Below are 21,142 nucleotides of genomic sequence, written 5' to 3' on the forward strand. Positions count from 1 at the left end.
TTCCCAATACCCCCCCGCACGCCTAGGAAAGCGCCATGCGTCCCACCGCCCGCGCCCTGCTGCTGCTCTCCGCCCTGGCCCTGCCCCCCGTGGCGGGGGCGCCCGCCCTGGCCCAGGCGCCGGCCGCGCCCGCGCCCGCGCCGGCGGGCTCCACGAACGGCCGCGCGCCGGACGGCGCGACCAACGGCATCGTCGCCGTCATCAACGGGGACATCGTCACCCGTGGCGACGTGGATGGCCGCCGGCGCCTCTTCGCGCTGAATGCCGGCCTGCCGGCATCGCCGGAGGTGCTGGAACGCCTGACGCCGCAGGTCACGCGCCTGCTGGTGGATGAAAGGCTGCGCATGCAGGACGTGCAGCGCCGCCGCATCCCCGTGACGGATACCGACATCGCCCAGGCGGTGGCGGAGCTCGAGCGCCGCAACAACCTGCCCGCCGGCGGCCTGGTGGCCCAGCTGCGCCGCGCCGGGGTGGAGCCCCGCGTGCTCTACGACCAGCTGCGCGTGCAGATCGGCTGGGCGCGGCTGCTGCGCCAGATCCTGGGCCCCCAGGCCCAGCCCACGGATGCCGAGGTGGCGGAGCAGATCGCCCTGCAGCGCGCCCGCACCGGCCAGCAGGAATTCCTGGTCAGCGAGATCTTCGTCCCCGTGGACGATCCGGGGGAGGAGGCGGAAGTCCGCCGCTTCGTGGAGGAGGTGGTCACCCAGCTCCGCCGCGGCGTGCCCTTCCCCGTCGCCGCCACCCAGTTCAGCCAGGCCCAGACCGCGCTGCAGGGCGGCGACCTCGGCTGGGTGGGGCTGGAGGCGCTGGACGAGGCGGTGGCCCGCATCGTCGGCCAGATGCCCCCCGGCGCCATCAGCAACGCCATCGCCGTGCCCGGCGGCTTCCAGATCGTGGCGCTGCGCCAGCGCCGGGAGGTGGGCCGGGACGAGGCGACGATGCTGACGCTGCGCCAGGCCTTCTTCCCCTTCGCCACCCCGCTGAACCCGCAGGCCCCCACGGCCCAGCAGGTGGCCGTGGTGGAACGCGCCCGCGCCCTGGCCGCCAGCGCCCGCAGCTGCGAGGCGGTGGAGCAGGCCGCCCGCGCCGCCGGCAGCGGGCGGGACCCCGATCCCGGCCCGGTGCGGCTGGAAACCGTGCAGCCGCCGCCGCTGCGCCAGCTGATCGGCAGCCTGCCCCCCGGCCGTGCCAGCCAGCCCGTGATCGCGCCCGACGGCGTCGCCATCATCATGGTCTGCACGCGGGAGACGCGGAACCAGGCCGAGATCACGCCCGACGTCGCCCGCCAGCAGCTGCTGCGCGACCGCGTGGAACTGCTCTCCCGCCAGCTCCAGCGCGACCTCCGCCGCCGCGCCCAGATCGAGATGCGCAGCTGAGAGCGGGGACGGCGTCGTCGTGAGCACGGCGCTTCCCTCGCTGCGCGACACCATCGCGCGGCACGGCCTCGATGCCCGGAAGTCGCTCGGCCAGCATTTCCTGCTGGACCAGAACCTCTGCGACCGCATCGCGACGCTGGCCGGGGACCTGACGGGCCGCCATGTGCTGGAAGTGGGCCCCGGTCCCGGCGGCCTGACCCGCGCGCTGCTCGCCTCCCCCGCCGCCGCCGTGCTGGCGGTGGAGCTGGACCGCCGCGCCATCGCCGCGCTGGCGGAGCTGTCTGATGCCTTCCCGGGCCGGCTGCGCGTGCTGGAGGCCGATGCGACGACGATCGACGCCGTAAGCCTGCTGCCGACTCCACGAAAAATCATCGCCAACCTGCCCTACAACGTCGCGACGCCGCTGCTGGTGGGCTGGCTGCGGAACGCCCGGCACTTCGAATCCATGGCGCTGATGTTCCAGCAGGAGGTGGCGGAGCGCATCTGCGCCGCGCCCGGCACGGAAGCCTATGGGCGCCTCGGCGTGCTGGCGCAGTGGCGCTGCCAGGCGCGCTTCCTGCTGAGCCTCCCCCCCGGCGCCTTCAGCCCCCCCCCGAAAGTCCACTCCGCCGTGGTCGGCCTGGTGCCGCATGCCGAGGACCCGGGGCCGGACCTCTTCGCCACCATGGAACGCCTGACCGCCGCCGCCTTCGGCCAGCGCCGCAAGATGCTGCGCGGATCGCTGAAGTCGCTCGGCCAGGCGGAGGCGCTGCTGGACGCCGCCGGCATCGCCGGCGACCGCCGGGCGGAGACGCTGACCATCCCCGAATTCGACCGCCTGGCCCGCGCCCTCTTCGCGCGGGGCTGAGAAGAGGACCCGTCCATGCTGCCGCCCAAGCCGACGATCTGCTTCGCCCATGTCGCCTACCGCTTCGCCGAACGCTACGCGGAGCGCGGCGGCACCCTGCCCCATTTCGAGGTCCGCAGCCTGCCGGAGCTGGAGGCCCGGATCGGGGAGGCCGATATCCTCCTCGTCTCCGGCATGTGGCGGAACCACCTGGCGGCGCAGGCGCCGCGGCTGAAGTTCATCCAGTCCATCAGCGCGGGCGTGGACCAGTATGACCGCGCCGTGCTGGCCGGCGCCGGCATCCGCCTGGCCTCCGCCCAGGGCGCCAATGCCAATGCCGTCTCCGAACACGCCATTTCCCTGATCCTCGCCATCGCCCGCCGCCTGCCGGAGGCCCGCGACAACCAGGCCCGCAAGCACTGGCGCGGCATGATCGGCGACCTGACGAAGCGCGAGGACGAACTCGGCGGCAAGACCCTGCTGGTGGTCGGCATCGGCCGCATCGGCGGCCGCCTGGCGCGACTGGCGAAAGCCTTCGGCATGAACGTCATCGGCCTGCGCCAGGACCCCTCCAAGGGCGCGGAGGGCGCGGACGAGATCCACGGCATGGGCGCGCTGATGGCCCAGCTTCCCCGCGCCGACTACGTCGCCCTGACCTGCGCGCTGACGCCCGAGACGCGCGGCCTGATGGGTGCCGCGCAATTCGCCGCCATGAAGCCCGCCGCCATCCTGGTGAACGTCGCCCGCGGCGCCGTCTGCGTGGAGGCGGACCTCGTCGCGGCACTCGCCTCCGGCCATCTCGGCGCCGCCGCGCTGGACGTGACGGCGGAGGAACCGCTGGCCGAGGCCTCGCCCCTCTGGTCCATGCCCAACGTCTTCATCACCCCCCATACGGGCGGCGAGACGCGGGCCTATGAGGGCAATGTGCTGGACCTGATGGAGGAGAACCTGAAGCGCCTCCACGCCGGGGAGACGACGCTGAAGAACCAGGTCGTCTGACCAGCGGGCGGGGCCGTCACCCGTTCACGACGGTCCCGCCATTCGGGTGGATCACCTGCCCGCTGATGTAGGAACTGTCCAGGTTGCTGGCCAGGAAGATGTAGGCCGGCGCCACCTCATCCGGCTGGCCCGCCCGCCCCATCGGCGCCTGCGCGCCATGCTCCGCCGTCCGCTCCGCGCTGAAGCTGGCCGGGATCAGCGGCGTCCAGATCGGGCCCGGCGCCACCGCATTCACGCGAATGCCCCGCTTCTGCAGCGACTTCGCCAGGCTGCGCGTGAAGGCCACGATCGCGCCCTTGGTGCTGGCATAGTCGATCAGCGTCGGATTGCCCTGATAGGCCGTGATGCTCGTCGTGTTCACGATCGCCGAGCCCTCGCCCATATGCTTCAGCGCCGCGCGCGTCACCCACATCATGCCGAGGATGTTCGTCCGGAACGTCTTCTCGACCTGCTCCGTCGGGATCTCGGAAAAATCCTCGCAGACATGCTGCTCCGCGGCGTTGTTCACCAGCACGTCGATCCGCCCCAGCTCCCCCACCACGCGCTGCACCAGGATGTCGCAGACCTGCGCATCGCCGATATCGCCCGCGATGGCGACGGCGCGCCGCCCCTCCGCCTCGATCAGGCGCTTCGTCTCCTCGGCATCCTGGCCCTCATCCAGGTAGAGGATCGCGACATCCGCGCCCTCCTTCGCGAAGCCGATCGCGACCGCCCGGCCGATGCCGCTGTCGCCGCCCGTCACCAGCGCGACCTTGCCCGTGAGCTTGCCGGAGCCCTTCCACTTCGCCATGGCCGATTCCGGCCGCGGCTCCATCTCGGCCTCGATGCCGGGCTGGTGGGACTGGGACTGGCGAGGCTGCGGCGTATCGGGCATGGGGATTCTCTCCGGTTATCCCCCGGCAACGGCGCCCGAGGCCCCGGAGTTCAGGCCCACCGCCGAAACGTCAGTCCCGCTTCACGCCCCCATGCCGCTCCGGCTCCAGCCGGGCCTTGAGATAGGCGAGCAGCGGAAAGGCCCCCGTGCAGAGCGCCAGCAGCACGCCCCAGCCCCCCTCCCGATACCCCTTCCGGGACACGTAGCTCTTCCACACCCGGGACACGAAACGCCGGAGATTGTCCGGCATCGACCCGATATTTCCCTGCGCGATCAGATCCGCCGCCTTGGCGGAGGAATACTTGTCCAACCGCCGCAGCATGTCGGAGATGTCCCGGTCCACCAGGTGGATCAGCGCGCCCTCCGTGATCTTCGGGCCCTCCTTCCCCACCCAGTCCAGCCCCGGATGCACCCGCTGCGCCCGCCACCGCTTGGCGCCCTTGCGGAACAGCCGCGGCACCGACGTGGTCCCGAAGCTCCCCGCCCAGCCATGCCGCACCAGCCGAGCGCCGACATAATTGTCCACCGGCACCTGATGCCAGGCGTGCCCCGACACCGCGATCACCCGCCGCACCGCGGCCGCCAGCGGCGGGCTCACCCGCTCATCCGCATCGACCTCCAGCACCCAATCGCTGGAACAGGCGGCAATCCCGGCATTCCGCCGCTCGCCCTCCAACTCCCAAGCGCCCTCGATCACCCGCGCCCCGGCCGCGCGCGCAATCGCCGCACTCGCATCCGTCGTGCGATCCAGCACCACCACGACCTCATCCGCGAAGGCCACCGAGGCCAGGCAATCCGGCAGCCGCTCAGCCTCGTTGCGCGCGACGATGAGGGCGGAGAGGGTCGGCGTGGCGGTCATGCTGCCGCAGGGAGGGCTCCGCCCTCCCCGCACCCCACCCGCCAAGGGGCAGCGGCCCCTTGGAACCCATGACTTGATGGGAGGAAAGGGAGGGGGCGCGGTCGCACGGATGCGAAGGGAGCGCGGGTGGCGCCCCCTCCCTTTCCTCCCATGAACGGTGGTCCAGGAGGCCCCTGCCTCCTGGCGGGGGGTGCAGGGGGGCGGCGCCCCCCTGCCAGCGCGACCTTCACGCCGTCCTGTCGCCCCCACCGCCCGCCAGCGCCGCCTGGGCGGCGGCCAGGCGTGCCACGGGCACGCGGTAGGGGGAGCAGGAGACGTAGTCGAGGCCGACCGAGCCGCAGAAGTGGATGGAGGCCGGGTCGCCGCCGTGTTCGCCGCAGATGCCGAGTTTCAGGTCCGGCTTGGTCTTGCGGCCTTTCTGCGCGGCGATTTCGACGAGGGCGCCGACGCCGTCCACGTCGATGGAGACGAAGGGGTCTTTCGGCAGGATGCCCTTCTCGACGTAGAACGGAAGAAACTTGCCGGCGTCGTCGCGGGACAGGCCGAAGACGGTCTGCGTCAGGTCGTTGGTGCCGAAGCTGAAGAAGTCCGCGCTTTCGGCGATGGTGTCGGCGGTCAGGGCCGCGCGGGGCAGTTCGATCATCGTCCCCACCTGGTAGACGATGTGGTAGCCGCTTTCCGCGAAGACTTCCTGCGCCACCTTGTCCACCTGGGCGCGGGTGATTTCCAGCTCGCGCTTGGTCATGACCAGCGGGATCATGATTTCCGGCACGGGCGCCGCGCCGGTTTCCTTGCCGACCATGACGGCCGCTTCGAAGATCGCGCGCACCTGCATCTCGTAGATCTCGGGATAGGTGACGCCGAGGCGGCAGCCGCGGTGGCCGAGCATCGGGTTGGCTTCCGAGAGGTCCGCCACGCGCCGCTTCATCAGCGCGACGTCGGCGCCGAGGCTTTCGGCCACTTCCTCGATCTCGCTTTCCTTGTGCGGCAGGAATTCGTGCAGCGGCGGGTCGAGGAGCCGGATCGTGACGGGCAGCCCCGCCATGATGTTGAAGAGGTCGAGGAAATCCTTGCGCTGGAAGGGGAGCAGCCGCGCGAGGGCGTCGCGGCGGCCGCCTTCCGTCTCCGCCATGATCATCTGCCGGACGGCGCCGATGCGCTCCGGGTCGAAGAACATGTGTTCGGTGCGGCAGAGCCCGATGCCCTCGGCGCCGAACTTGCGCGCGGTCTCGGCATCCAGCGGGGTTTCGGCGTTGGCGCGCACCTTCATCTTGCGCACGCCATCGGCCCATTCCATCAGCGTCGCGAAGTCGCCGGAGAGCTGGGGTTCGATCATGGCGACGGTGCCGGCGAAGACCTCGCCGGTCGCGCCATCCAGCGTGATGGTGTCCCCGGCCGAGAGGCGCTTGCCGCCGGCCGAGAGCGTCTGCTGCGCGTAGTCCACGTTGATGGTGCCGGCGCCGGCCACGCAGGGCCGGCCCATGCCGCGGGCGACGACGGCCGCGTGGCTGGTCATGCCGCCGCGCGTGGTCAGGATGCCCTTGGCGGCGTGCATCCCGTGGATGTCCTCGGGGCTGGTCTCGATGCGCACCAGGATCACGGCCTCGCCCTTGGCGGCGCGGGCTTCCGCTTCATCGGCCGAGAAGACGATGACGCCGCAGGCGGCGCCAGGCGATGCCGGCAGGCCCTTGGCGAGTGCCTTGCGCGGCGCCTTGGGGTCGAGCGTGGGGTGCAGGAGCTGGTCGAGCGCCTTGGGATCGACGCGCTTCACCGCTTCCGTCCGGTCGATCAGGCCTTCGCGGGCCATGTCCACCGCGATCTTCAGGCTGGCCGCCGCGGTGCGCTTCCCGTTGCGCGTCTGCAGCATGTAGAGCTTGTTCTGCTGGACCGTGAATTCGATGTCCTGCATGTCCCGGTAATGCTTCTCGAGCTTCGCGCGGACCTCGATGAGTTCCGCGTAGGCCTTGGGCATCACGGTTTCCATGGACTTCTCGCCCGGCTTCGCGCGGGCCTCCGCCATGGGCTGCGGCGTGCGGATGCCGGCGACGACGTCCTCGCCCTGCGCATTCACCAGGTATTCGCCGTAGAAGAAGTTCTCGCCCGTGCTGGGGTCGCGCGTGAAGCAGACGCCGGTCGCGCAGTCATTGCCCATGTTGCCGAAGACCATGGCCTGGACGTTGACGGCGGTGCCCCATTGCGCGGGGATGTCGTGCAGGCGGCGATAGGTATTGGCGCGCGGGTTCATCCAGCTGCCGAAGACGGCGCCGATCGCGGCCCAGAGCTGCGCGTGGGGGTCCTGCGGGAAGGGCTTGCCGGTGACTTCCGCCACCATCTCCTTGTAGCCATCCACCACGCGGTGCCAGTCCTGCGCGGTCAGCTGCGTGTCCTCGTCCACGCCCTTGTCCATCTTCACATGTTCGATGATCTCCTCGAACCGGTGATGGTCCACGCCGAGCACGACGGAGCCGAACATCTGGATGAAGCGGCGGTAGCTGTCCCAGGCGAAGCGCGCATCGCCCGAGGCGGCCGCGAGCCCATCCACGGTGGCGTCGTTCAGGCCGAGGTTCAGCACCGTGTCCATCATGCCGGGCATGGAGACGCGGGCGCCGGAGCGGACGGAGACGAGGAGCGGCTTGTGGTGATCGCCGAACTTGGCGCCCACCGCGTTCTCCACCAGCGCCAGCGCCTGGTTCACGCTGTCCAGCAGCTCCGGCGGGTAGGACTGGCCGTGGTCGTAGTAGTAGGTGCAGACCTCGGTGGTGATGGTGAAGCCGGGCGGGACCGGCAGGCCGATGCTGGCCATCTCCGCCAGGTTGGCCCCCTTGCCGCCCAGGAGGTTCCGCATGTCGGCGCGGCCCTCATTGTGACCGGCACCGAAGCTGTACACCCACTTCGTCATTGGACGGCGCTCTCCTGCAAACTGCGTGGCTGTTCGCGACGAACTGCCACCGCGTCCCGGCCGGGGCAAGCCTTATGCCGGGTAAGCGGAGGCGGCCTGTGTGTCAGCCCTCGATCCGGGAAAAATCGGCCACCGCGTCGATTCCGGCGCGGAGCCGTGCGAGCAAGCGTAGACGGTTGCGTCGGAGTTCCGGAACGGGGTCGTTCACGGTGACGCGGTCGAAGAAGGCATCAAGTGGGCCTCGCAACGCTGCCAAGGCCGACATGGCAGAAATGTAATTTTCAGAAGCCAACGAGGCCGTGACGGCCGGCTCCGCGGCATCGAGGGCGGCGGCCAGCGCCTGCTCCTCCGGCGCCGCCAGCAGCGCGGCGTCGATGGCGCCCTGGTGCGGCCCGTCCTTCTTCTCCTCGATGCGGAGGATGTTGGCCGCGCGCTTGTAGGCGGCGAGCAGGTTCGGCCCGTCGGCACCCTCCACCAGCGCCTTCAGCGCATCGGCACGGGCGAGCAGGCGGACGAAATCATCCTCCGCGCCCGCCCCGAAAGCGGCGGCGACCAGGTCGTGGCGGGCGCCCTCGGCGCGCAGCTGCACGCGAAGCCGCTCGGCCAGGAAGTCCACCAGCCCCGCCGCGAAGGCCGCGACCATGGGCGGGTGCAGGCTGCCCTTCGGCGCCTGGTAGCCCGCGCGCAGCTTCTCCTGCGCCACCGCCATGCCGAAATCGGGCGAGGATGTTTCCCCCACCGCCTGCGGGAAGCCGAAGAAGGCCTCCCCGATCACCTCGCCAAGCCGCAGCCTGAGGCCGTTCTCCCGCAGGATGCGGATGACGCCGAGCGCCGCGCGGCGCAGCGCGAAGGGGTCGCCGGAGCCGGTCGGCCGCTCATCGACGGCGAAGAACCCCGCCAGCGTGTCGAGCTTGTCCGCCAGCGCCACCGCGATCGCCACCGGCTCGGTCGGCACCGCGTCGCCGGGGCCGAGCGGCCGGTAATGCGCGGCGATCGCCTCCGCCACGCGGGCGTCCTCGTTCTGATGCAGCGCGTAGTAGCGCCCGATGATGCCCTGCAGCTCCGGGAATTCGCCGACGAGGCCGGAGGCGAGGTCCGCCTTCGCCAGCTCCGCCGCGCGCGCCGCCAGGCCCGCATCGGCGCCCACCAGCGGCGCCAGGTGCCGCGCCAGCTTCACCAGGCGGGCCACGCGCTGCCCCTGCGTCCCGAGCTTCGCGTGGAACACCACGCTCTCCAGCTTCGGCAGGTAGCTCTCCAGCCGCTGCTTGCGGTCCTGGTCCCAGAAGAAGCGGGCGTCGGAGAGCCGGGCGCGCAGCACGCGCTCATTCCCCGCCACCAGCGTCGCGCCGCCATCGAGTGCGGCGATATTGGCGACCAGCGCGAAGAAGGGCGCCGCCGAGCCATCCGGCTTCACCAGCGAGAAGTAGCGCTGGTTCACGCGCATCGTCGTGCGCATGAGTTCCGGCGGCAGATCCATGAAGGCGTCGTCGATGCGCCCCAGCAGCGGCACCGGCCATTCGACGAGGCCCGCCACCTCCTCCAGCAGCCCCTTGTCCGGCACCACCCGCACGCCCTGCGCGGCGGCCAGGCGGTTCATGCCTTCCTCGATGATCCGCATGCGCTCCTGCGCATCCGGCACCACGAAGCGCTCCCGCAGCCCGGCCTCGTAATCGGCCAGCCCCGTCACCGCGAAGGCGCCGCCCTTCCCCGCATGCGCGGCCATGATGCGGTGGCCCTCGGTCTCGTTGCCGCTGACGAGCCCCGGCAACTCCTCGATGGCGAAGGGCACCACCTGGCCATCCAGCACGCAGAGCACCCGGTGCAGCGGCCGCACCCAGGTGAAGGGCCCGTTCCAGCGCATCGACTTGGGCCAGCCGAAGCCCCGGATCAGCCCCGGCATCGCGGAGGCCACCAGCGAAGCCGCCGTCACCGTGGCGCCCGGCTTCTGCAGCACCCAGAAGCCGTTCTGCTCCGCCAGCATGTCGCGCGTCGCGCCATGCTTCTTGAGAAAGCCGTCGAGTGCCGCCGGCGGCGCGGAGGTGCGCGGCCCGCGCTCCTCCTTCCCCTCGGTCGTCACCTCGGCGCGCAGCGTGGCCGAAAGCCCGATGCGGCGCGGGCCGTAGAAGGGCTTCGGCGCGCCCTCCAGCACCGGCGCGACGGCGCTGGCGAAGGCTTTCGCCAGGTCTTCCGCCCCCCGCGCCTGCATGCGCGCCGGGATTTCCTCGGAGAAGAGTTCAAGCAGCAGTTCCGGCATGGCCTAGATGGCCCTCTTCACATCGGTCTGGGCGAAGTCATCGCCCTTGAACAGCAACGGCTCACCCCGTTCCTGCGCGAGCGCGTAGGAGAAGCAGTCGCCGAAATTGAGCTTCGCGGGGTGGCGGCCCTTGCCGAAGCGGCGCCAGCCATCGCGGGCCAGTTCCGCCTGGTTCGCGCTGACCGGCACAACAGCCGCGTTCACGCTGCGCAGCAGGTCATTCAGGTCACGCCCCAGTTCAGCGCCGCCCCGGCCCTCCACGACCATGGTCGCCTCCACCAGCGTCGCCGCGGAGATGGCACAATCTCCAGCCGCGAGCGCCATGGCATCCGCGTAGGATTGCGCGTCGGGTTCCTGGGACAGGATCGCGAACAGGGCCGAGGTGTCGAGGATCAAACGGGCAGGCCATTCTCGTCATACAGGTCGGAGTGGTCGCTGGTCCGCAGATGCGGCGGGATGCGCGCGGCGGCGCGTGCGCCGATCGCCATCAGTTCCGCCGCCAGGGCCTTCCGATCCGCCTGTTTCTCCGCCCGCGCCCGCGCCAGCCGGTCCCGCACCGCTTCCCGCAGCGCGCCCGTCGTGCTGGTGCCCAGCATCTCCGCCAGCGCCTTCGCCTCCGCGATCAGCGCCTCGTCCTTGATGTTCAACTGCCCCATGGCACCACCCCGATGGTATAAACCCCCATCAACATGGTAGAACGCCCTGGCAGCGGCAAGCTCAAACCCGTTCCCCCGCCACCCAGGCCTCGCAGCACGCCTTCGCCAGCGCGCGGACCCGGCCGATATAGGCCGCGCGCTCCGTCACGCTGATGGCGCCGCGGGCATCCAGCAGGTTGAAGCGGTGGGACGCCTTGATGCACTGGTCATAGGCCGGCAGGGCCAGCGGCGGGTCATAGGCCAGCAGCGACTGGCACTCCCGCTCCGCATCCGCGAAGTGCTGGAACAGCATGGCGGTGTCGGCGCCGGAGAAATTGTGATGGGAGTATTCGACCTCCGCGCGGCGGAAGACCTCCCCGTACTTCACGCCGCGTCCGTTGAAGTCCAGCTCGTACACGTCATCCACGTCCTGGATGAACATGGCGAGCCGTTCCAGCCCGTAGGTCATCTCGAAGGACGGCACCTCGCAGGCGATGCCGCCGACCTGCTGGAAATAGGTGAACTGGCCGACCTCCATCCCGTCGCACCAGACCTCCCAGCCCAGCCCCCAGGCGCCGAGCGTCGGGCTCTCCCAGTCATCCTCCACGAAGCGGAAATCATGCTTCATGGGATCCAGGCCGAGATCCCGGTAGCTCGCCAGCAGCAGATCCTGCGCGTCGCGCGGGCTCGGCTTCATGATGACCTGGTACTGGTAGTAGTGCTGCAGCCGGTTCGGGTTCTCGCCATAGCGCCCGTCGGAAGGCCGGCGGGAGGGCTGGACATAGGCCGCCGCCCAGGGCTTCGGCCCCAGCGCGCGCAAGGTCGTCGCGGGGTGGAAGGTGCCCGCGCCCACTTCCATGTCGTAGGGCTGCAGGATCAGGCAGCCCTGCGCGCTCCAGAACCGATGGAGGCGCAGGATGATTTCCTGGAAGGACGGCGCGGTGTCGGACATGCGGGGGCGGGTCTTGCCGGGGGAGGTTTCGCGCGTTCATTACCCCCCGCGCGGGGAAGCCGGCAAGCAACCCCGCTCTTCCCGCCGGAGACCTGTCCATGCACGCCACCGAAGCCCTGGTCCGCCGCTACTACGCCGCCTTCAATGCCGGGGACCGCACGGCCATGCTGGCCCTGCTGCATGACCAGGTCGCGCATGACCCCAACCAGGGCACGCGCCGCATCGGCAAGCCGGCATTCGAGCAATTCCTCGCCCGCATGGACGGCGCCTATGCCGAGCAGCTGGAGGACATCACCGTGATGGTGGACCCCACCGGCACCCGCGCCGCGGCGGAGTTCACCGTGGTCGGAACCTACCTCCGCACCGATGAAGGCCTGCCCGAGGCGCGCGGCCAGGCCTACCGCCTGCCCGCCGGCGCCTTCCTGGCCATCGAGGGCGGCCTGATCGCCCGCATCACCACCTACTACAACCTCGAGGACTGGGTCCGTCAGGTCTCCGCCCGGGAGACCGCTTGAGAACACCGGCGGGTCGGTTTCGCTGGGCTTTTCCGCGCTGGGTGCGTCTCCGGCCTTGCCGATGCAACCAGCATCGGCTGCATCCGGATCCTGCCCAGCACGAAAAATCCCTCGCGAACCCTCAGCCGCCGGCATCCTCAAGCGGTCTCGGAGCCACGAAATCCAGGATCAGCCGCGCCAGCGCGCCCGGCGCCTCGATCGGCACCATGTGGCCGCTGCCCTCGATGATGGCGAGCCGCGCGCCGGGGATGCCATCGGCGATCTCGCGCGCTTCCGCCACGCTGCGCAGCGCATCCTGCGCCGCGGCCACCACCAGCGTCGGGCAGGCGATCTCGCCCAGCCGGTCATCGAAGGCCGGGCGCGGCATCAAGGTCTGGCGCAGGAAGACCTCCCCGCCCAGCCGGTCGCCCATCGCCCTCAGCCGGTCCACCAGCGCGGCATCCCCGGCGCGGTCCGGATGCAGGCCGCGGGCGATGGCGGCGCGGCTCATCCCCCGGAAGGCCTGCCCCTCCGGCCGCCCCGCCACCGCCTGGCGCCTGGCCTGCTGGGACGCGCTGTCACCCCGGGCGGAGGTCGCGACCAGCACCAGCGCCCGCACGCGGCCGGGCGCCATCCGCGCCACCTCCCGCGCCACGAAGCCGCCCATGGAGAAACCCACCAGCACGAAGCGCCCGGGGGCGTCCGCCAGCACCCGCGCCGCCATCCCCGCCAGCGTGCCGTCCTGGAACAGGTCGCCGTGATGCATGGGGCCGATCGGCGCCAGCAGCGGCGCCAGCTCCTCCCACATCCCCGCATCCAGCATGAAGCCGGGCAGCAGCACCACGCCCATCAGGCCACACCCCCTTGCGCAGTCCCCGCGCCGCGGCGGAGGCTACCCCGGCACCCCCAAGGAAGCACCCCGATGCCCGAGATCATGGTCTTCGCCGCCACCGGCCGCACCGTCGAACAGAAGCGCGGCCTGGTGCGCGACCTGACGGAGGCGATGGTGAAGAATTTCGGCGTCCCGGCCGCCAGCGTGACCGTGCAGATCGTCGAATCGGCGCCGGACTCCAAGGCCAAGGGCGGCGTCCTCTTCTCCGACCGGTAGCCGCCGCTACCCCGCCACCACCATGAAGTTCTCGTTGGAGGGATAGCGCCGGAAGGTCTCCGTGATGCGGTAGCCCTGCGCCGCGGCCCAGGCGCGGAACTCCCGCGCATTGCGGTTGTGCACCTCGATGAAGATGGCCGGGCGATGGGCGGCGATCACGCCGGCCAGGCCGCCCAGCACCTCCATCTCCATCCCCTCCACGTCGATCTTCAGGAAATCGACAGGGCGGCCCGCCAGCAGCGCATCGCCCGTCCGCAGCGGGATGGCGCCGTCCGGCGCCCCCGGCACCATGCGCGTGCCGCCCAGGTTGTTGCGCCCGCCCACCGCCGCCGCCACGCCCTCCGCCCCCGCCAGCCCGATGCCGAGCAGGCTGGTATCGACGATCCCCGACAGCCCGTTCAGCAGCACGTTGAGGCGCAGGATCTCCGCCGCCGGCGGGTTGGGCTCCAGCACCAGCACCCCGGCGGGGGCCAGGAAGCGCGCGACATGGACGGCATGGTTGCCGACATTGGCGCCGATATCGACGAAGCGCGCGCCGGCCGCGCAATGCCGGGCGATGATGCCCAGCTCCTCCGGCTCATAGAACTCGCCCTGCGCATGGTGGCGCTGGATCACGTCATGCTCGTTGGCGACGAAGAAGCGGATCTCCCGCCCCTCGATGGTCGTCGTGACCACGGAACCGGCCAGCCGCCTCATCGCATCCCATCCCCACTCTGCCCCGGGGCGGGAGGATTGTGCCATGGCCGCCCGCGCCGCAACCCGGCGGCGCCGGGCGGGATCAGCGGCAGGCCCCGCACCGCCACCGGCACGATGCGCGGCGCTTCGCTACAGGCCGAGCCTGGCCCAGGCGGCGCGTTCCTCCGCCGCCGCCAGGGCGCCCTCCGCGATCGCGGCGCCGGAGAGCAGCCGCAGCGGCCAGGGCGGCCGCCGCGCGCCCACCGGCACCAGCCGCGCCTTCTCCCCGAAGCGGGCGCGGAGGTCGGACGACACCTCCCCGATCCGGTCCGCCAGGCCGAGTTCCACCCCGCGCGCCCCGGTCCAGAAGCGGCCGGTGAAGAGCTCCTCCTCCGGCGCCTTCAGCGCCGCGCCGCGGCGGGCGCGCACCCAGTCCTTGAAGGTCACGTGCAGGTCGGCCAGCAGCGCCTCCAGCCGCGCCACATCCTCCGGCCTCTCGGCGCGGAAGGGGTCGAGGAAGCTCTTCTCCTCCCCCGCCGTGTGCATCCGCCGCCGCACGCCGAGGCGCCGGATCGCCTCCTCCATCCCGAAGCCCGCGCTGATCACGCCGATGGAGCCGACGATGGAGGCGCGGTCCACCACGATCTCATCCGCCGCGCAGGCCAGCCAGTAGCCGCCGGATGCCGCGGCATCCTCCACATAGGCCGTCACCGGCACCTTCTTCTCCTCGGCCAGGCGGCGGATGCGCTGTGCCACCAGGCTGGACTGCACGGGTGAGCCGCCCGGCGAATTGATCACCAGCGCGACGGCGGCCAGGCGCTTCAGGCGGAAGGCGCGCTCGATGAGCGGGGCCATGCCCTCCGCGCTGATGCCCGGGGCCGCGAAGGGCCCGCCGCCGCGCGCCGCGATCACGCCGGAAAGCCGCAGCACCGCCACCACGGGCGGCCGATCCAGGAAGGGGATTTTCATGCCCCCATAGATGCGCCCACGGTCCCCGCGCACAAGCAGCCCGCGAAGGGTTCCCCCGGCGCGCGACAGAGGCAATATTGTCCGGACGAATCCCGAGGGACAGCATGGCCAAGGACGATCGCGTCATCATCGCAGGGGCAGGCCCGGTCGGCATGGTCGCCGCCGCCTACCTGGCCGGGGAAGGCATTCCCGTCACCATCGTGGAGCAGGCGCAGGACCTGCCGGATGACCTGCGCGCCTCCACCTTCCACCCGCCGACGCTCGACATGCTGGGCCGCTTCGGCGTGGTGGATGCGCTGATCGAGCAGGGCCTGGTCTGCCCCTTCTGGCAGTTCCGCGACCGCCACCAGGGCGTGATCGCGACCTTCGAGATGGAGCGCCTGAAGGACGACACGGCGCATCCCTACCGCCTGCAATGCGAACAGTGGCGGCTGACGCGCATGCTGCGCGAACGCATGGCCGGCAATCCCGACGTCCGGTTCATCTACGATGCCAAGGCGGATTCCGTGGCGCAGGACGCCGATGGCGTCACCCTGACCATCGAACGCTCCGACGGGACGAAGGAGCCGGTCCGCGGCCGCTACCTGATCGGCGCGGATGGCGCGCGCAGCGCGGTGCGGCGTTCCGTCGGCACGGAGTTCCGCGGCCAGACCATCCCGGAGATCTTCCTCAGCCTCTCCACCACCTTCCCCTTCCACGAGCATATCGGGGATCTCTCCAACATCGCCTATATCAGCGACCCGCAGGAATGGTTCGTGCTGCTGCGCACGGCGTCGCTGTGGCGCGTGCTGTTCCCGACCGATCCGGAGGAGACGGAGGAGCAGATGACCGACCCCGCGCGGATGGATGCGCGGCTGCAGGCGGTGGTGCCGAATCCCGCGGGCTACAAGGTCGTGCACCGCACCGCCTACCGGGTGCATGAGCGGGTGGTGGACGAATACGTCCATGGCCGCGTCTTCCTGGCCGGCGATGCCGCGCATATCAACAACCCGCTCGGCGGCATGGGCATGAATGGCGGCATCCACGATGCCTTCAACCTGGCCTCCAAGCTGACCGAGGTGTGGAAGGGCGCCGACCTGTCGCTGATGGGCCGCTACGGCCGGCAGCGGCGCAAGGTGGCGCTCGACGTCGTGCAGCAGCAGGCGCTGCGCAACCGCCAGATCCTGAACCAGCGGGACCCCGAACAGCGCCGCGCCTATCACGACGAGCTGCGCGCGACGGTCGCCGACCCCGCGAAGCACCGCGCCTACCTGCTGCGCAGCGCGATGATCCAGTCGCTGCGGGACCTGGAGGCGGTGGCATGAGCGGGCATCCCGAGGCCGACATCTACCACCGCCAGGGCATGGGCAACACGGCCGGCATGGGCCAGCGCCCGGCGCTGGTCATTGTCGACTACGTCAATGGTTTCGCCGATCCCGAGCATTTCGGCGGCGGCAATATCGGCCCCGCCATCGAGCAGACGGTGAAGCTGCTGGCCTTCGCCCGTGCCCGTCGCTGGCCCGTGGCGCATACCCGCGTGGTCTATGCGGATGACGGGTCGGATGCCGGCGTCTTCACGCTGAAGGCGCCCTCGCTGTTGAAGCTCACGGAGCATTCGCCGCTGTCGCAGATCGTGCCCGAACTCACCCCGGTGCCGGGCGAGCACATCGTGCGCAAGCAGGGCGCCTCCGGCTTCTTCGACACCAACCTGGCGTCCTGGCTGCGCTACCAGGGGGCGGATACGGTGGTGGTGGCGGGCTGCACGACCAGCGGCTGCGTGCGCGCCACCGTGGTGGACAGCCTGCAGCATAATTTCCGCACGGTCGTCGCCACCGATTGCGTCGGCGACCGCGCGATCGGCCCGCATGAGGCGAACCTCTTCGACATGGGCCAGAAATACGCCGATCTGATGACCCGCGCGCAGATCGAGGCAGCCGCCCACCGATGACGGTCCAGGGGCGGTTCGGCCCTGGCCAGGAGTGCAGGGGGGCGGCGCCCCCCTGCCGACATCGGTAGGTGCAGCGGGGCGCCCCCCCGCGGCTGTCCCATCACCCCGCCGGCGTCTTCTCCGCCGGCAGGTGCATCCAGGCGGGCACGCGCGGCGTCAGCACCGCCCCGCCGGCCGACAGCCTGGCGCCTTCCGCCAGCGCATCCAGGCGCAGCATCGCCAGCCCATGGCCGGCGCGGGCGGAGCGCATCTCCCCCACTTCCACCCCGTCCCGCAGCACCGGCGTGCCGGGTGGCGGCAGGCCGCCTTCCACCGTCACGGGCACGATCCGCCGCTTCAGCAGCCCGCGATACTTGGTCCGCGCCGTCAGTTCCTGGCCCATGTAGCAGCCCTTGGTCCAGGACACGCCGCCGAGTTCGTCGAAGCCGCCTTCCAGCAGCACGGACTTCTCCGGCTCCAGGTCCCGGCTGCCATCGGTCAGCCCCAGCGAGAGCCGGTGCAGGTCCCACGCCGCCTCATCCGCATCGCCGAGCGGCGTGTTGCCGAGGATCCGCCACCCCGCCTCCGGCAGGCGCGGGTCGGGGGCGGCGATGCTGCGTGGCGGCGGCAGCGCGCCGCCCCAGCCCGCCATGACGACGAAATCGGCGGAGACGTCGCGCAGCGCCACGCGGTTGCGCAGCCGGAAGCGGGACAGGCGCTGCACCAGCGGCCCGGCCTGCTCGCGCTCCACATCCAGCAGCAGGCGTTCGCCATCGGAGAGGATGAAGAAATCGGCCAGCCACTTGCCCTGCGGCGTCAGCAGCGCGGCCCAGACGGCCTGGCCCGGCGCGGCCTTCGCCACGTCGTTGGACACGAGCCCCTGCAGGAAGGGGACGCGGTCCTCCCCCGCCACCTCGACGACTCCACGGCCCGGCAATACGGCAATCGGCATGGGCCGGAAGGTGGGAGAGGCGGCGCCGCGTTGCAACCGCCGCCTTCGTGCTATGCGGGGTGCGCGATGCGCATCCTTTTCGTCACCTCCACCCGGATCGGCGATGCCGTGCTCTCCACGGGGCTGCTCGACCATCTGCTGCGCGCCCATCCCGGCGCGCGGGTCACGGTCGCCTGCGGCCCGGCGGCGGAGGGTGTCTTCGCCCGCATGCCGGGGCTCGATCGCCTGATCGTGCTGCGCAAGCGCCGCTGGTCCGCGCATTGGCTGGACCTCTGGCGCCAGGTGGCCTTCACGCGCTGGGACCTGGTGATCGACCTGCGCGCCTCCGCGCTCGCCTGGATGGTGCCGGCGCGGGCCCGCGCCACGGCCAAGGGCGGGCGGCGCCCCGGCCATCGCCTTGCGCATCTCGGCGCGCTGCTCGGCCTCGACCCGCCGCCGCTGCCCGTCGCCTGGACGGCGCCGGCGGATGAGGCGAAGGCGGCCGCGCTGCTGCCCGGCGGCCCCTGGCTGGTGCTGGGCCCGACCGCGAATTGGGAGAAGAAGGTCTGGCCCGCCGACCGCTTCGTGCAGGTGGCGCAGGCGCTGACCGCCCCCGGCGCCGCGCTGGCCGGCGCGCGCATCGCCATCCTGGGCGGCCCCGGCGAAGGGGAACGCGCCATGGCCGCGCCGGTGCTGGCGGCACTTCCCGGCGCGCTGGACCTGGTCGGCACGCTGGCGCTGCCGGAAGTGGCCGCGGTGCTGAAGCGCGCCGCGCTCTTCATCGGCAATGACAGCGGCCTGATGCACCTCTCCGCCGCCGCGGGCGCGCCCACCATCGGCCTGTTCGGCCGCAGCAGCGCCGCGGAATACGGCCCCGCCGGCCCCCGTGCGAGGGCCGTCGAGGCCGATGGCCCCCCCTACGAATCGCCGATGACGGACCTGCCCGCCCCCCGCGTGCTGGCCGCAGCCACCGCCCTGCTGGCGCCACGCTGATGCGCGTCATCATGGTCACGCAGAACTTCACCCCCGACCCCGGCGGGATCGAGACCACCATGGGCGGCCTGGCGAGGGAGGTGGCGGCGGCCGGCCATGCCGTCTCCGTCTTCGCGGAGCGCATCCGCTCCGGCCGGGCGGAGGATACGCCCCCCACCCTTCCCATCCGCCGCTTCGGCGGCCCCCGCCCGCTGCGCAGACTCGCCCGGCGCCTGGCACTGTGGCGGGCGTTCCGCGCGGCGCCGCCCGACGCCATCATCGCCGATACCTGGAAGAGCGTGGAGGCCATCCCCGCCACCCGCGCCCGCCTGCTGGTGCTGGCGCATGGCATGGAATTCCCGCCCGACGCCTCGCCCGCCAAGATCGCCCGCATCCGCGCCGCCCTCGGCCGCGCCGACGCCATCGCCGCCAATTCCCGCTACACGGCGGATCTCGTCCGCCCGCATCTCCGCGCCGGCCAGGTGCTGGAGGTGGTGCAGCCCGTCATCCGCCCCCAGCCCGAGCCCACCGCCGCCGACATCGCCGCCGCCGCGGCCCTCCGCGGCGATGCCGACCCGCTGCTGTTCAGCCTGGCGCGGCTCGAGCCCCGCAAGGGCTTCGACCAGGTGATCCGCGCCCTGCCCGCGCTCGCCAGGGAATTCCCCGCCATCCGCCACGTCATCGCCGGCGGCGGGCCGGACCGGGACCGGCTGGCCGCGCTGGCCGCCGAATGCGGCGTCGCGGACCGCGTGGTCTTCGCCGGGCGGGTGGAGGAGGGGCTGAAGGCCGCGCTCTACCGCCGCGCCACCCTCTTCGCCATGCCGGTGCGGCGGGAGGGCGCCTCGGTGGAGGGCTTCGGCCTCACCTACCTCGAGGCCGCCTGGCAGGGCGTCGCCTCCCTCGCCGGGCGCGATGGCGGGGCGGTGGATGCGGTGGCGGCGGGGGAGACGGGCCTCGTCTGCGACGGCGCCGATCCGGATGCGGTGCGCGATGCCCTGGCCGCCATGCTGCGGGACCGGCCGCGCCTGGCCGCCATGGGCGAAGCCGCGGCGGCGCGGGTGCGCCGGGATTTCGTGTGGGAAGCGGTGACGGCCCGCTACGTCGCGCTGCTGCGAGGCCCCTGAAGCGCCGAGACGGCGACGGCCAGCAGCAGGAGCATGCCGATCCACCATTCCTGCCAGATGCCGTAGCTCAGCATCCCCACCACCAGCGCGGCGCCATAGGCGCCGACCGCCCCGGGCCCGAGCCGCGCCGCCGCCACGCCGATCGCCGCCAGCATCAGCGCCGCGATCGCCGCGCCCACCGCCCCCAGCTCCAGCCACACCTGCAGCGCGGCGTTGTGCGTGTGCAGCGGCAGGCGCTGCGCCGGCGGCCGGGCGAACCAGGTGCGGGACGCCTCCGAGGTCAGGCCGAAGCGGTCCAGCGTCTCCCGGTCGAACAGCCCGGTCCCGCCCGGGATGGCGCGGGCGGATTCCGCGCCCCAGCCCAGCACGGGCCGTTCCGCGATGCGCTGCACCGCGAAATCCCAGATCAGGATGCGATGCGCGGCGGAGGGCTGGATCGCCTCCAGCCCCGGCAGGCGGGGCAGCACCGCGCCGGTCAGCAGCGGCGCCACCAGCATCACCACCGCCGCCGCCGCGCCGACCAGCCACCCGGCCCAGCGCCCCAGCAGCCAGGCCAGCCCCAGCGCCAGCAGCCCCGCGAAGGCCGCGATCTTCGCACTCTCCGCCGGCAGCAGCAGGGACGCCGCCAGCCCCGCCACCGCCAGCCCCGCGCGCCACCACCAGGCCAGGCCCCGCATCGCCATCGCCACCGGCAGCAGCACCGCGATGACCGCGACCGCCGATTTCAGCCCGAAGAACAGCCAGGACGGGGCTTCCCGCATCCCGCGCACCGCGGCGCGGATGCCGTTCCCGCTGAGGTGGTCCGCCGCCGCCAGCGCGATGCCCACCGCCAGCCCCGCCACCAGCGCCCGCCCCACCACCGCCAGCCGCGCGGGCGGCTCGCTCTCCATCGCCCGCGCCGCCGCCGCCGCCAGCAGCACGAAGCCCGCGAAGCGCAGCCCCGTGCCCAGCGCGCGCATCGGATCCGGCGCCCAGGCCGCGCTCACCACCGCCCAGGCGCCCAGCGCCACCGCCGCGATCACCACCGGCCCGGGCTTCGGCCAGGGCCAGGCGCCCGTCACCCGCCGCCCCGCCACCACCACCGCCAGCAGGCCGAGGCTCGTCACCAGCGCGATGGCCCGGAACTGCAGCACCGCCACCACCGGCACCGCCACCAGCATGACCACCAGCGGCAATGTCGGGCTTCGCGAGAAGGGGGAGGCAGGCGTCACGCGGGCATCCATCGGGCGGTCAGGGCGGGCACCAAGCCACAAGCCCCCCGCCCCCGCAAGCAAGCCGCACCCACCCTG

At 72.0% G+C, this 21,142-nt stretch carries 21 protein-coding genes; 9 read left to right on the forward strand and 12 right to left on the reverse strand.

Annotation, left to right across the window (positions count from 1 at the left end; translation table 11 throughout):
• Nucleotides 1-35 precede the first annotated feature (35 nt).
• Genes JJI54_RS00160 through JJI54_RS00170 form a run of 3 tightly spaced genes read left to right on the forward strand, consistent with a single transcriptional unit; the run spans nucleotide 36 to nucleotide 3,201 of the window.
• The gene (locus JJI54_RS00160) at nucleotides 36-1,376 is read left to right on the forward strand and encodes a peptidylprolyl isomerase (RefSeq protein ID WP_203069755.1); all 1,341 of its coding nucleotides are present in this window, start codon (nucleotides 36-38) and stop codon (nucleotides 1,374-1,376) included.
• Nucleotides 1,377-1,395: 19 nt separating this feature from the next.
• On the forward strand, nucleotides 1,396-2,223 hold the full coding sequence (gene rsmA, locus JJI54_RS00165; RefSeq protein ID WP_203069756.1) for a 16S rRNA (adenine(1518)-N(6)/adenine(1519)-N(6))-dimethyltransferase RsmA: 828 nt from the start codon (nucleotides 1,396-1,398) through the stop codon (nucleotides 2,221-2,223).
• Between the two features lie 15 nt (nucleotides 2,224-2,238).
• Nucleotides 2,239-3,201, forward strand: a complete 963-nt coding sequence (locus tag JJI54_RS00170; RefSeq protein WP_203069757.1) for a D-2-hydroxyacid dehydrogenase — start codon at nucleotides 2,239-2,241, stop codon at nucleotides 3,199-3,201.
• A 16-nt stretch (nucleotides 3,202-3,217) separates the two neighbouring features.
• On the opposite strand, the gene JJI54_RS00175 is transcribed toward JJI54_RS00170, so the two are convergent.
• The 7 genes from JJI54_RS00175 to JJI54_RS00205 all read right to left on the reverse strand — a co-directional run bounded on the left by JJI54_RS00175 (nucleotide 3,218) and on the right by JJI54_RS00205 (nucleotide 11,674).
• On the reverse strand, nucleotides 3,218-4,075 hold the full coding sequence (locus JJI54_RS00175) for an SDR family oxidoreductase (RefSeq protein WP_203069759.1): 858 nt from the start codon (nucleotides 4,073-4,075) through the stop codon (nucleotides 3,218-3,220).
• Nucleotides 4,076-4,145: 70 nt separating this feature from the next.
• Entirely contained in the window at nucleotides 4,146-4,934 is a 789-nt protein-coding gene (locus tag JJI54_RS00180; protein WP_203069761.1) for a glycosyltransferase family 2 protein, read from the reverse strand.
• Between the two features lie 226 nt (nucleotides 4,935-5,160).
• Entirely contained in the window at nucleotides 5,161-7,833 is a 2,673-nt protein-coding gene (ppdK, locus tag JJI54_RS00185) for a pyruvate, phosphate dikinase (protein WP_203069763.1), read from the reverse strand.
• A gap of 103 nt (nucleotides 7,834-7,936) precedes the next feature.
• Nucleotides 7,937-10,087, reverse strand: a complete 2,151-nt coding sequence (gene glyS / locus JJI54_RS00190) for a glycine--tRNA ligase subunit beta (protein ID WP_203069765.1) — start codon at nucleotides 10,085-10,087, stop codon at nucleotides 7,937-7,939.
• 3 nt (nucleotides 10,088-10,090) lie between these two features.
• Entirely contained in the window at nucleotides 10,091-10,483 is a 393-nt protein-coding gene (locus JJI54_RS00195) for a type II toxin-antitoxin system VapC family toxin (protein ID WP_203069767.1), read from the reverse strand.
• Nucleotides 10,480-10,743, reverse strand: coding sequence for a type II toxin-antitoxin system VapB family antitoxin (locus JJI54_RS00200; protein WP_203069769.1), 264 nt, complete (start codon nucleotides 10,741-10,743; stop codon nucleotides 10,480-10,482). The genes JJI54_RS00195 and JJI54_RS00200 overlap by 4 nt, the downstream gene beginning before the upstream one ends.
• A 61-nt stretch (nucleotides 10,744-10,804) precedes the next feature.
• Complete coding sequence (locus JJI54_RS00205; protein WP_203069771.1) at nucleotides 10,805-11,674, reverse strand: glycine--tRNA ligase subunit alpha; 870 nt, start codon at nucleotides 11,672-11,674, stop codon at nucleotides 10,805-10,807.
• A 98-nt stretch (nucleotides 11,675-11,772) separates the two neighbouring features.
• Between JJI54_RS00205 and JJI54_RS00210 the strand changes: the two genes are divergently transcribed.
• Nucleotides 11,773-12,189, forward strand: a complete 417-nt coding sequence (locus tag JJI54_RS00210) for a ketosteroid isomerase-related protein (protein WP_203069773.1) — start codon at nucleotides 11,773-11,775, stop codon at nucleotides 12,187-12,189.
• 121 nt (nucleotides 12,190-12,310) lie between these two features.
• Here JJI54_RS00210 and JJI54_RS00215 read toward each other — a convergent pair whose 3' ends face one another.
• Entirely contained in the window at nucleotides 12,311-13,018 is a 708-nt protein-coding gene (locus JJI54_RS00215; RefSeq protein ID WP_203069775.1) for an alpha/beta fold hydrolase, read from the reverse strand.
• Nucleotides 13,019-13,090: 72 nt separating this feature from the next.
• Between JJI54_RS00215 and JJI54_RS00220 the strand changes: the two genes are divergently transcribed.
• A complete protein-coding gene (locus tag JJI54_RS00220) occupies nucleotides 13,091-13,276 on the forward strand; it encodes a tautomerase family protein (protein WP_164694564.1) in 186 nt (61 codons plus the stop codon).
• Between the two features lie 6 nt (nucleotides 13,277-13,282).
• Here JJI54_RS00220 and JJI54_RS00225 read toward each other — a convergent pair whose 3' ends face one another.
• A complete protein-coding gene (locus tag JJI54_RS00225) occupies nucleotides 13,283-13,972 on the reverse strand; it encodes an FkbM family methyltransferase (protein ID WP_203069777.1) in 690 nt (229 codons plus the stop codon).
• A gap of 129 nt (nucleotides 13,973-14,101) precedes the next feature.
• On the reverse strand, nucleotides 14,102-14,920 hold the full coding sequence (locus JJI54_RS00230; protein ID WP_203069779.1) for a S49 family peptidase: 819 nt from the start codon (nucleotides 14,918-14,920) through the stop codon (nucleotides 14,102-14,104).
• Nucleotides 14,921-15,024: 104 nt separating this feature from the next.
• Here JJI54_RS00230 and JJI54_RS00235 point away from each other — a divergent pair, with 104 nt between their 5' ends.
• Together JJI54_RS00235 and JJI54_RS00240 are read left to right on the forward strand one after the other, a co-directional pair.
• Entirely contained in the window at nucleotides 15,025-16,224 is a 1,200-nt protein-coding gene (locus tag JJI54_RS00235) for an FAD-dependent oxidoreductase (RefSeq protein WP_203069780.1), read from the forward strand.
• Nucleotides 16,221-16,847, forward strand: a complete 627-nt coding sequence (locus JJI54_RS00240; protein ID WP_203069782.1) for an isochorismatase family protein — start codon at nucleotides 16,221-16,223, stop codon at nucleotides 16,845-16,847. Before JJI54_RS00235 ends, JJI54_RS00240 begins: the two co-directional genes overlap by 4 nt.
• 100 nt (nucleotides 16,848-16,947) lie before the next feature.
• Here the strand turns inward: JJI54_RS00240 and ygfZ are convergent, their stop codons facing one another.
• A complete protein-coding gene (gene ygfZ / locus JJI54_RS00245) occupies nucleotides 16,948-17,778 on the reverse strand; it encodes a CAF17-like 4Fe-4S cluster assembly/insertion protein YgfZ (RefSeq protein WP_203069784.1) in 831 nt (276 codons plus the stop codon).
• A gap of 66 nt (nucleotides 17,779-17,844) precedes the next feature.
• On the opposite strand from ygfZ, the gene JJI54_RS00250 reads away from it, so the two are divergent.
• Nucleotides 17,845-18,750, forward strand: coding sequence for a glycosyltransferase family 9 protein (locus JJI54_RS00250; RefSeq protein WP_203069786.1), 906 nt, complete (start codon nucleotides 17,845-17,847; stop codon nucleotides 18,748-18,750).
• On the forward strand, nucleotides 18,750-19,853 hold the full coding sequence (locus JJI54_RS00255) for a glycosyltransferase family 4 protein (RefSeq protein ID WP_203069788.1): 1,104 nt from the start codon (nucleotides 18,750-18,752) through the stop codon (nucleotides 19,851-19,853). Before JJI54_RS00250 ends, JJI54_RS00255 begins: the two co-directional genes overlap by 1 nt.
• Here JJI54_RS00255 and JJI54_RS32885 read toward each other — a convergent pair.
• The gene (locus JJI54_RS32885; RefSeq protein WP_203069790.1) at nucleotides 19,826-21,064 is read right to left on the reverse strand and encodes an O-antigen ligase family protein; all 1,239 of its coding nucleotides are present in this window, start codon (nucleotides 21,062-21,064) and stop codon (nucleotides 19,826-19,828) included. The two genes, JJI54_RS00255 and JJI54_RS32885, sit on opposite strands and share 28 nt — an antisense overlap.
• Between the last annotated feature and the right edge of the window lie 78 nt (nucleotides 21,065-21,142).

This window comes from Falsiroseomonas ponticola, assembly GCF_016805305.1.
Lineage (GTDB): Bacteria > Pseudomonadota > Alphaproteobacteria > Acetobacterales > Acetobacteraceae > Falsiroseomonas > Falsiroseomonas ponticola.

Bases quoted from the DNA above. Each gene is read 5' to 3' on its own strand.
- JJI54_RS00160 (WP_203069755.1), top strand. From the start codon at position 36: ATGCGTCCCACCGCCCGCGCCCTGCTGCTGCTCTCCGCCCTGGCCCTG.
- JJI54_RS00170 (WP_203069757.1), top strand. From the start codon at position 2,239: ATGCTGCCGCCCAAGCCGACGATCTGCTTCGCCCATGTCGCCTACCGC.
- JJI54_RS00175 (WP_203069759.1), bottom strand. From the start codon at position 4,075: ATGCCCGATACGCCGCAGCCTCGCCAGTCCCAGTCCCACCAGCCCGGC.
- JJI54_RS00180 (WP_203069761.1), bottom strand. From the start codon at position 4,934: ATGACCGCCACGCCGACCCTCTCCGCCCTCATCGTCGCGCGCAACGAG.
- ppdK (WP_203069763.1), bottom strand. From the start codon at position 7,833: ATGACGAAGTGGGTGTACAGCTTCGGTGCCGGTCACAATGAGGGCCGC.
- glyS (WP_203069765.1), bottom strand. From the start codon at position 10,087: ATGCCGGAACTGCTGCTTGAACTCTTCTCCGAGGAAATCCCGGCGCGC.
- JJI54_RS00200 (WP_203069769.1), bottom strand. From the start codon at position 10,743: ATGGGGCAGTTGAACATCAAGGACGAGGCGCTGATCGCGGAGGCGAAG.
- JJI54_RS00205 (WP_203069771.1), bottom strand. From the start codon at position 11,674: ATGTCCGACACCGCGCCGTCCTTCCAGGAAATCATCCTGCGCCTCCAT.
- JJI54_RS00210 (WP_203069773.1), top strand. From the start codon at position 11,773: ATGCACGCCACCGAAGCCCTGGTCCGCCGCTACTACGCCGCCTTCAAT.
- JJI54_RS00215 (WP_203069775.1), bottom strand. From the start codon at position 13,018: ATGGGCGTGGTGCTGCTGCCCGGCTTCATGCTGGATGCGGGGATGTGG.
- JJI54_RS00220 (WP_164694564.1), top strand. From the start codon at position 13,091: ATGCCCGAGATCATGGTCTTCGCCGCCACCGGCCGCACCGTCGAACAG.
- JJI54_RS00225 (WP_203069777.1), bottom strand. From the start codon at position 13,972: ATGAGGCGGCTGGCCGGTTCCGTGGTCACGACGACCATCGAGGGGCGG.
- JJI54_RS00230 (WP_203069779.1), bottom strand. From the start codon at position 14,920: ATGAAAATCCCCTTCCTGGATCGGCCGCCCGTGGTGGCGGTGCTGCGG.
- JJI54_RS00235 (WP_203069780.1), top strand. From the start codon at position 15,025: ATGGCCAAGGACGATCGCGTCATCATCGCAGGGGCAGGCCCGGTCGGC.
- JJI54_RS00240 (WP_203069782.1), top strand. From the start codon at position 16,221: ATGAGCGGGCATCCCGAGGCCGACATCTACCACCGCCAGGGCATGGGC.
- ygfZ (WP_203069784.1), bottom strand. From the start codon at position 17,778: ATGCCGATTGCCGTATTGCCGGGCCGTGGAGTCGTCGAGGTGGCGGGG.
- JJI54_RS00250 (WP_203069786.1), top strand. From the start codon at position 17,845: ATGCGCATCCTTTTCGTCACCTCCACCCGGATCGGCGATGCCGTGCTC.
- JJI54_RS00255 (WP_203069788.1), top strand. From the start codon at position 18,750: ATGCGCGTCATCATGGTCACGCAGAACTTCACCCCCGACCCCGGCGGG.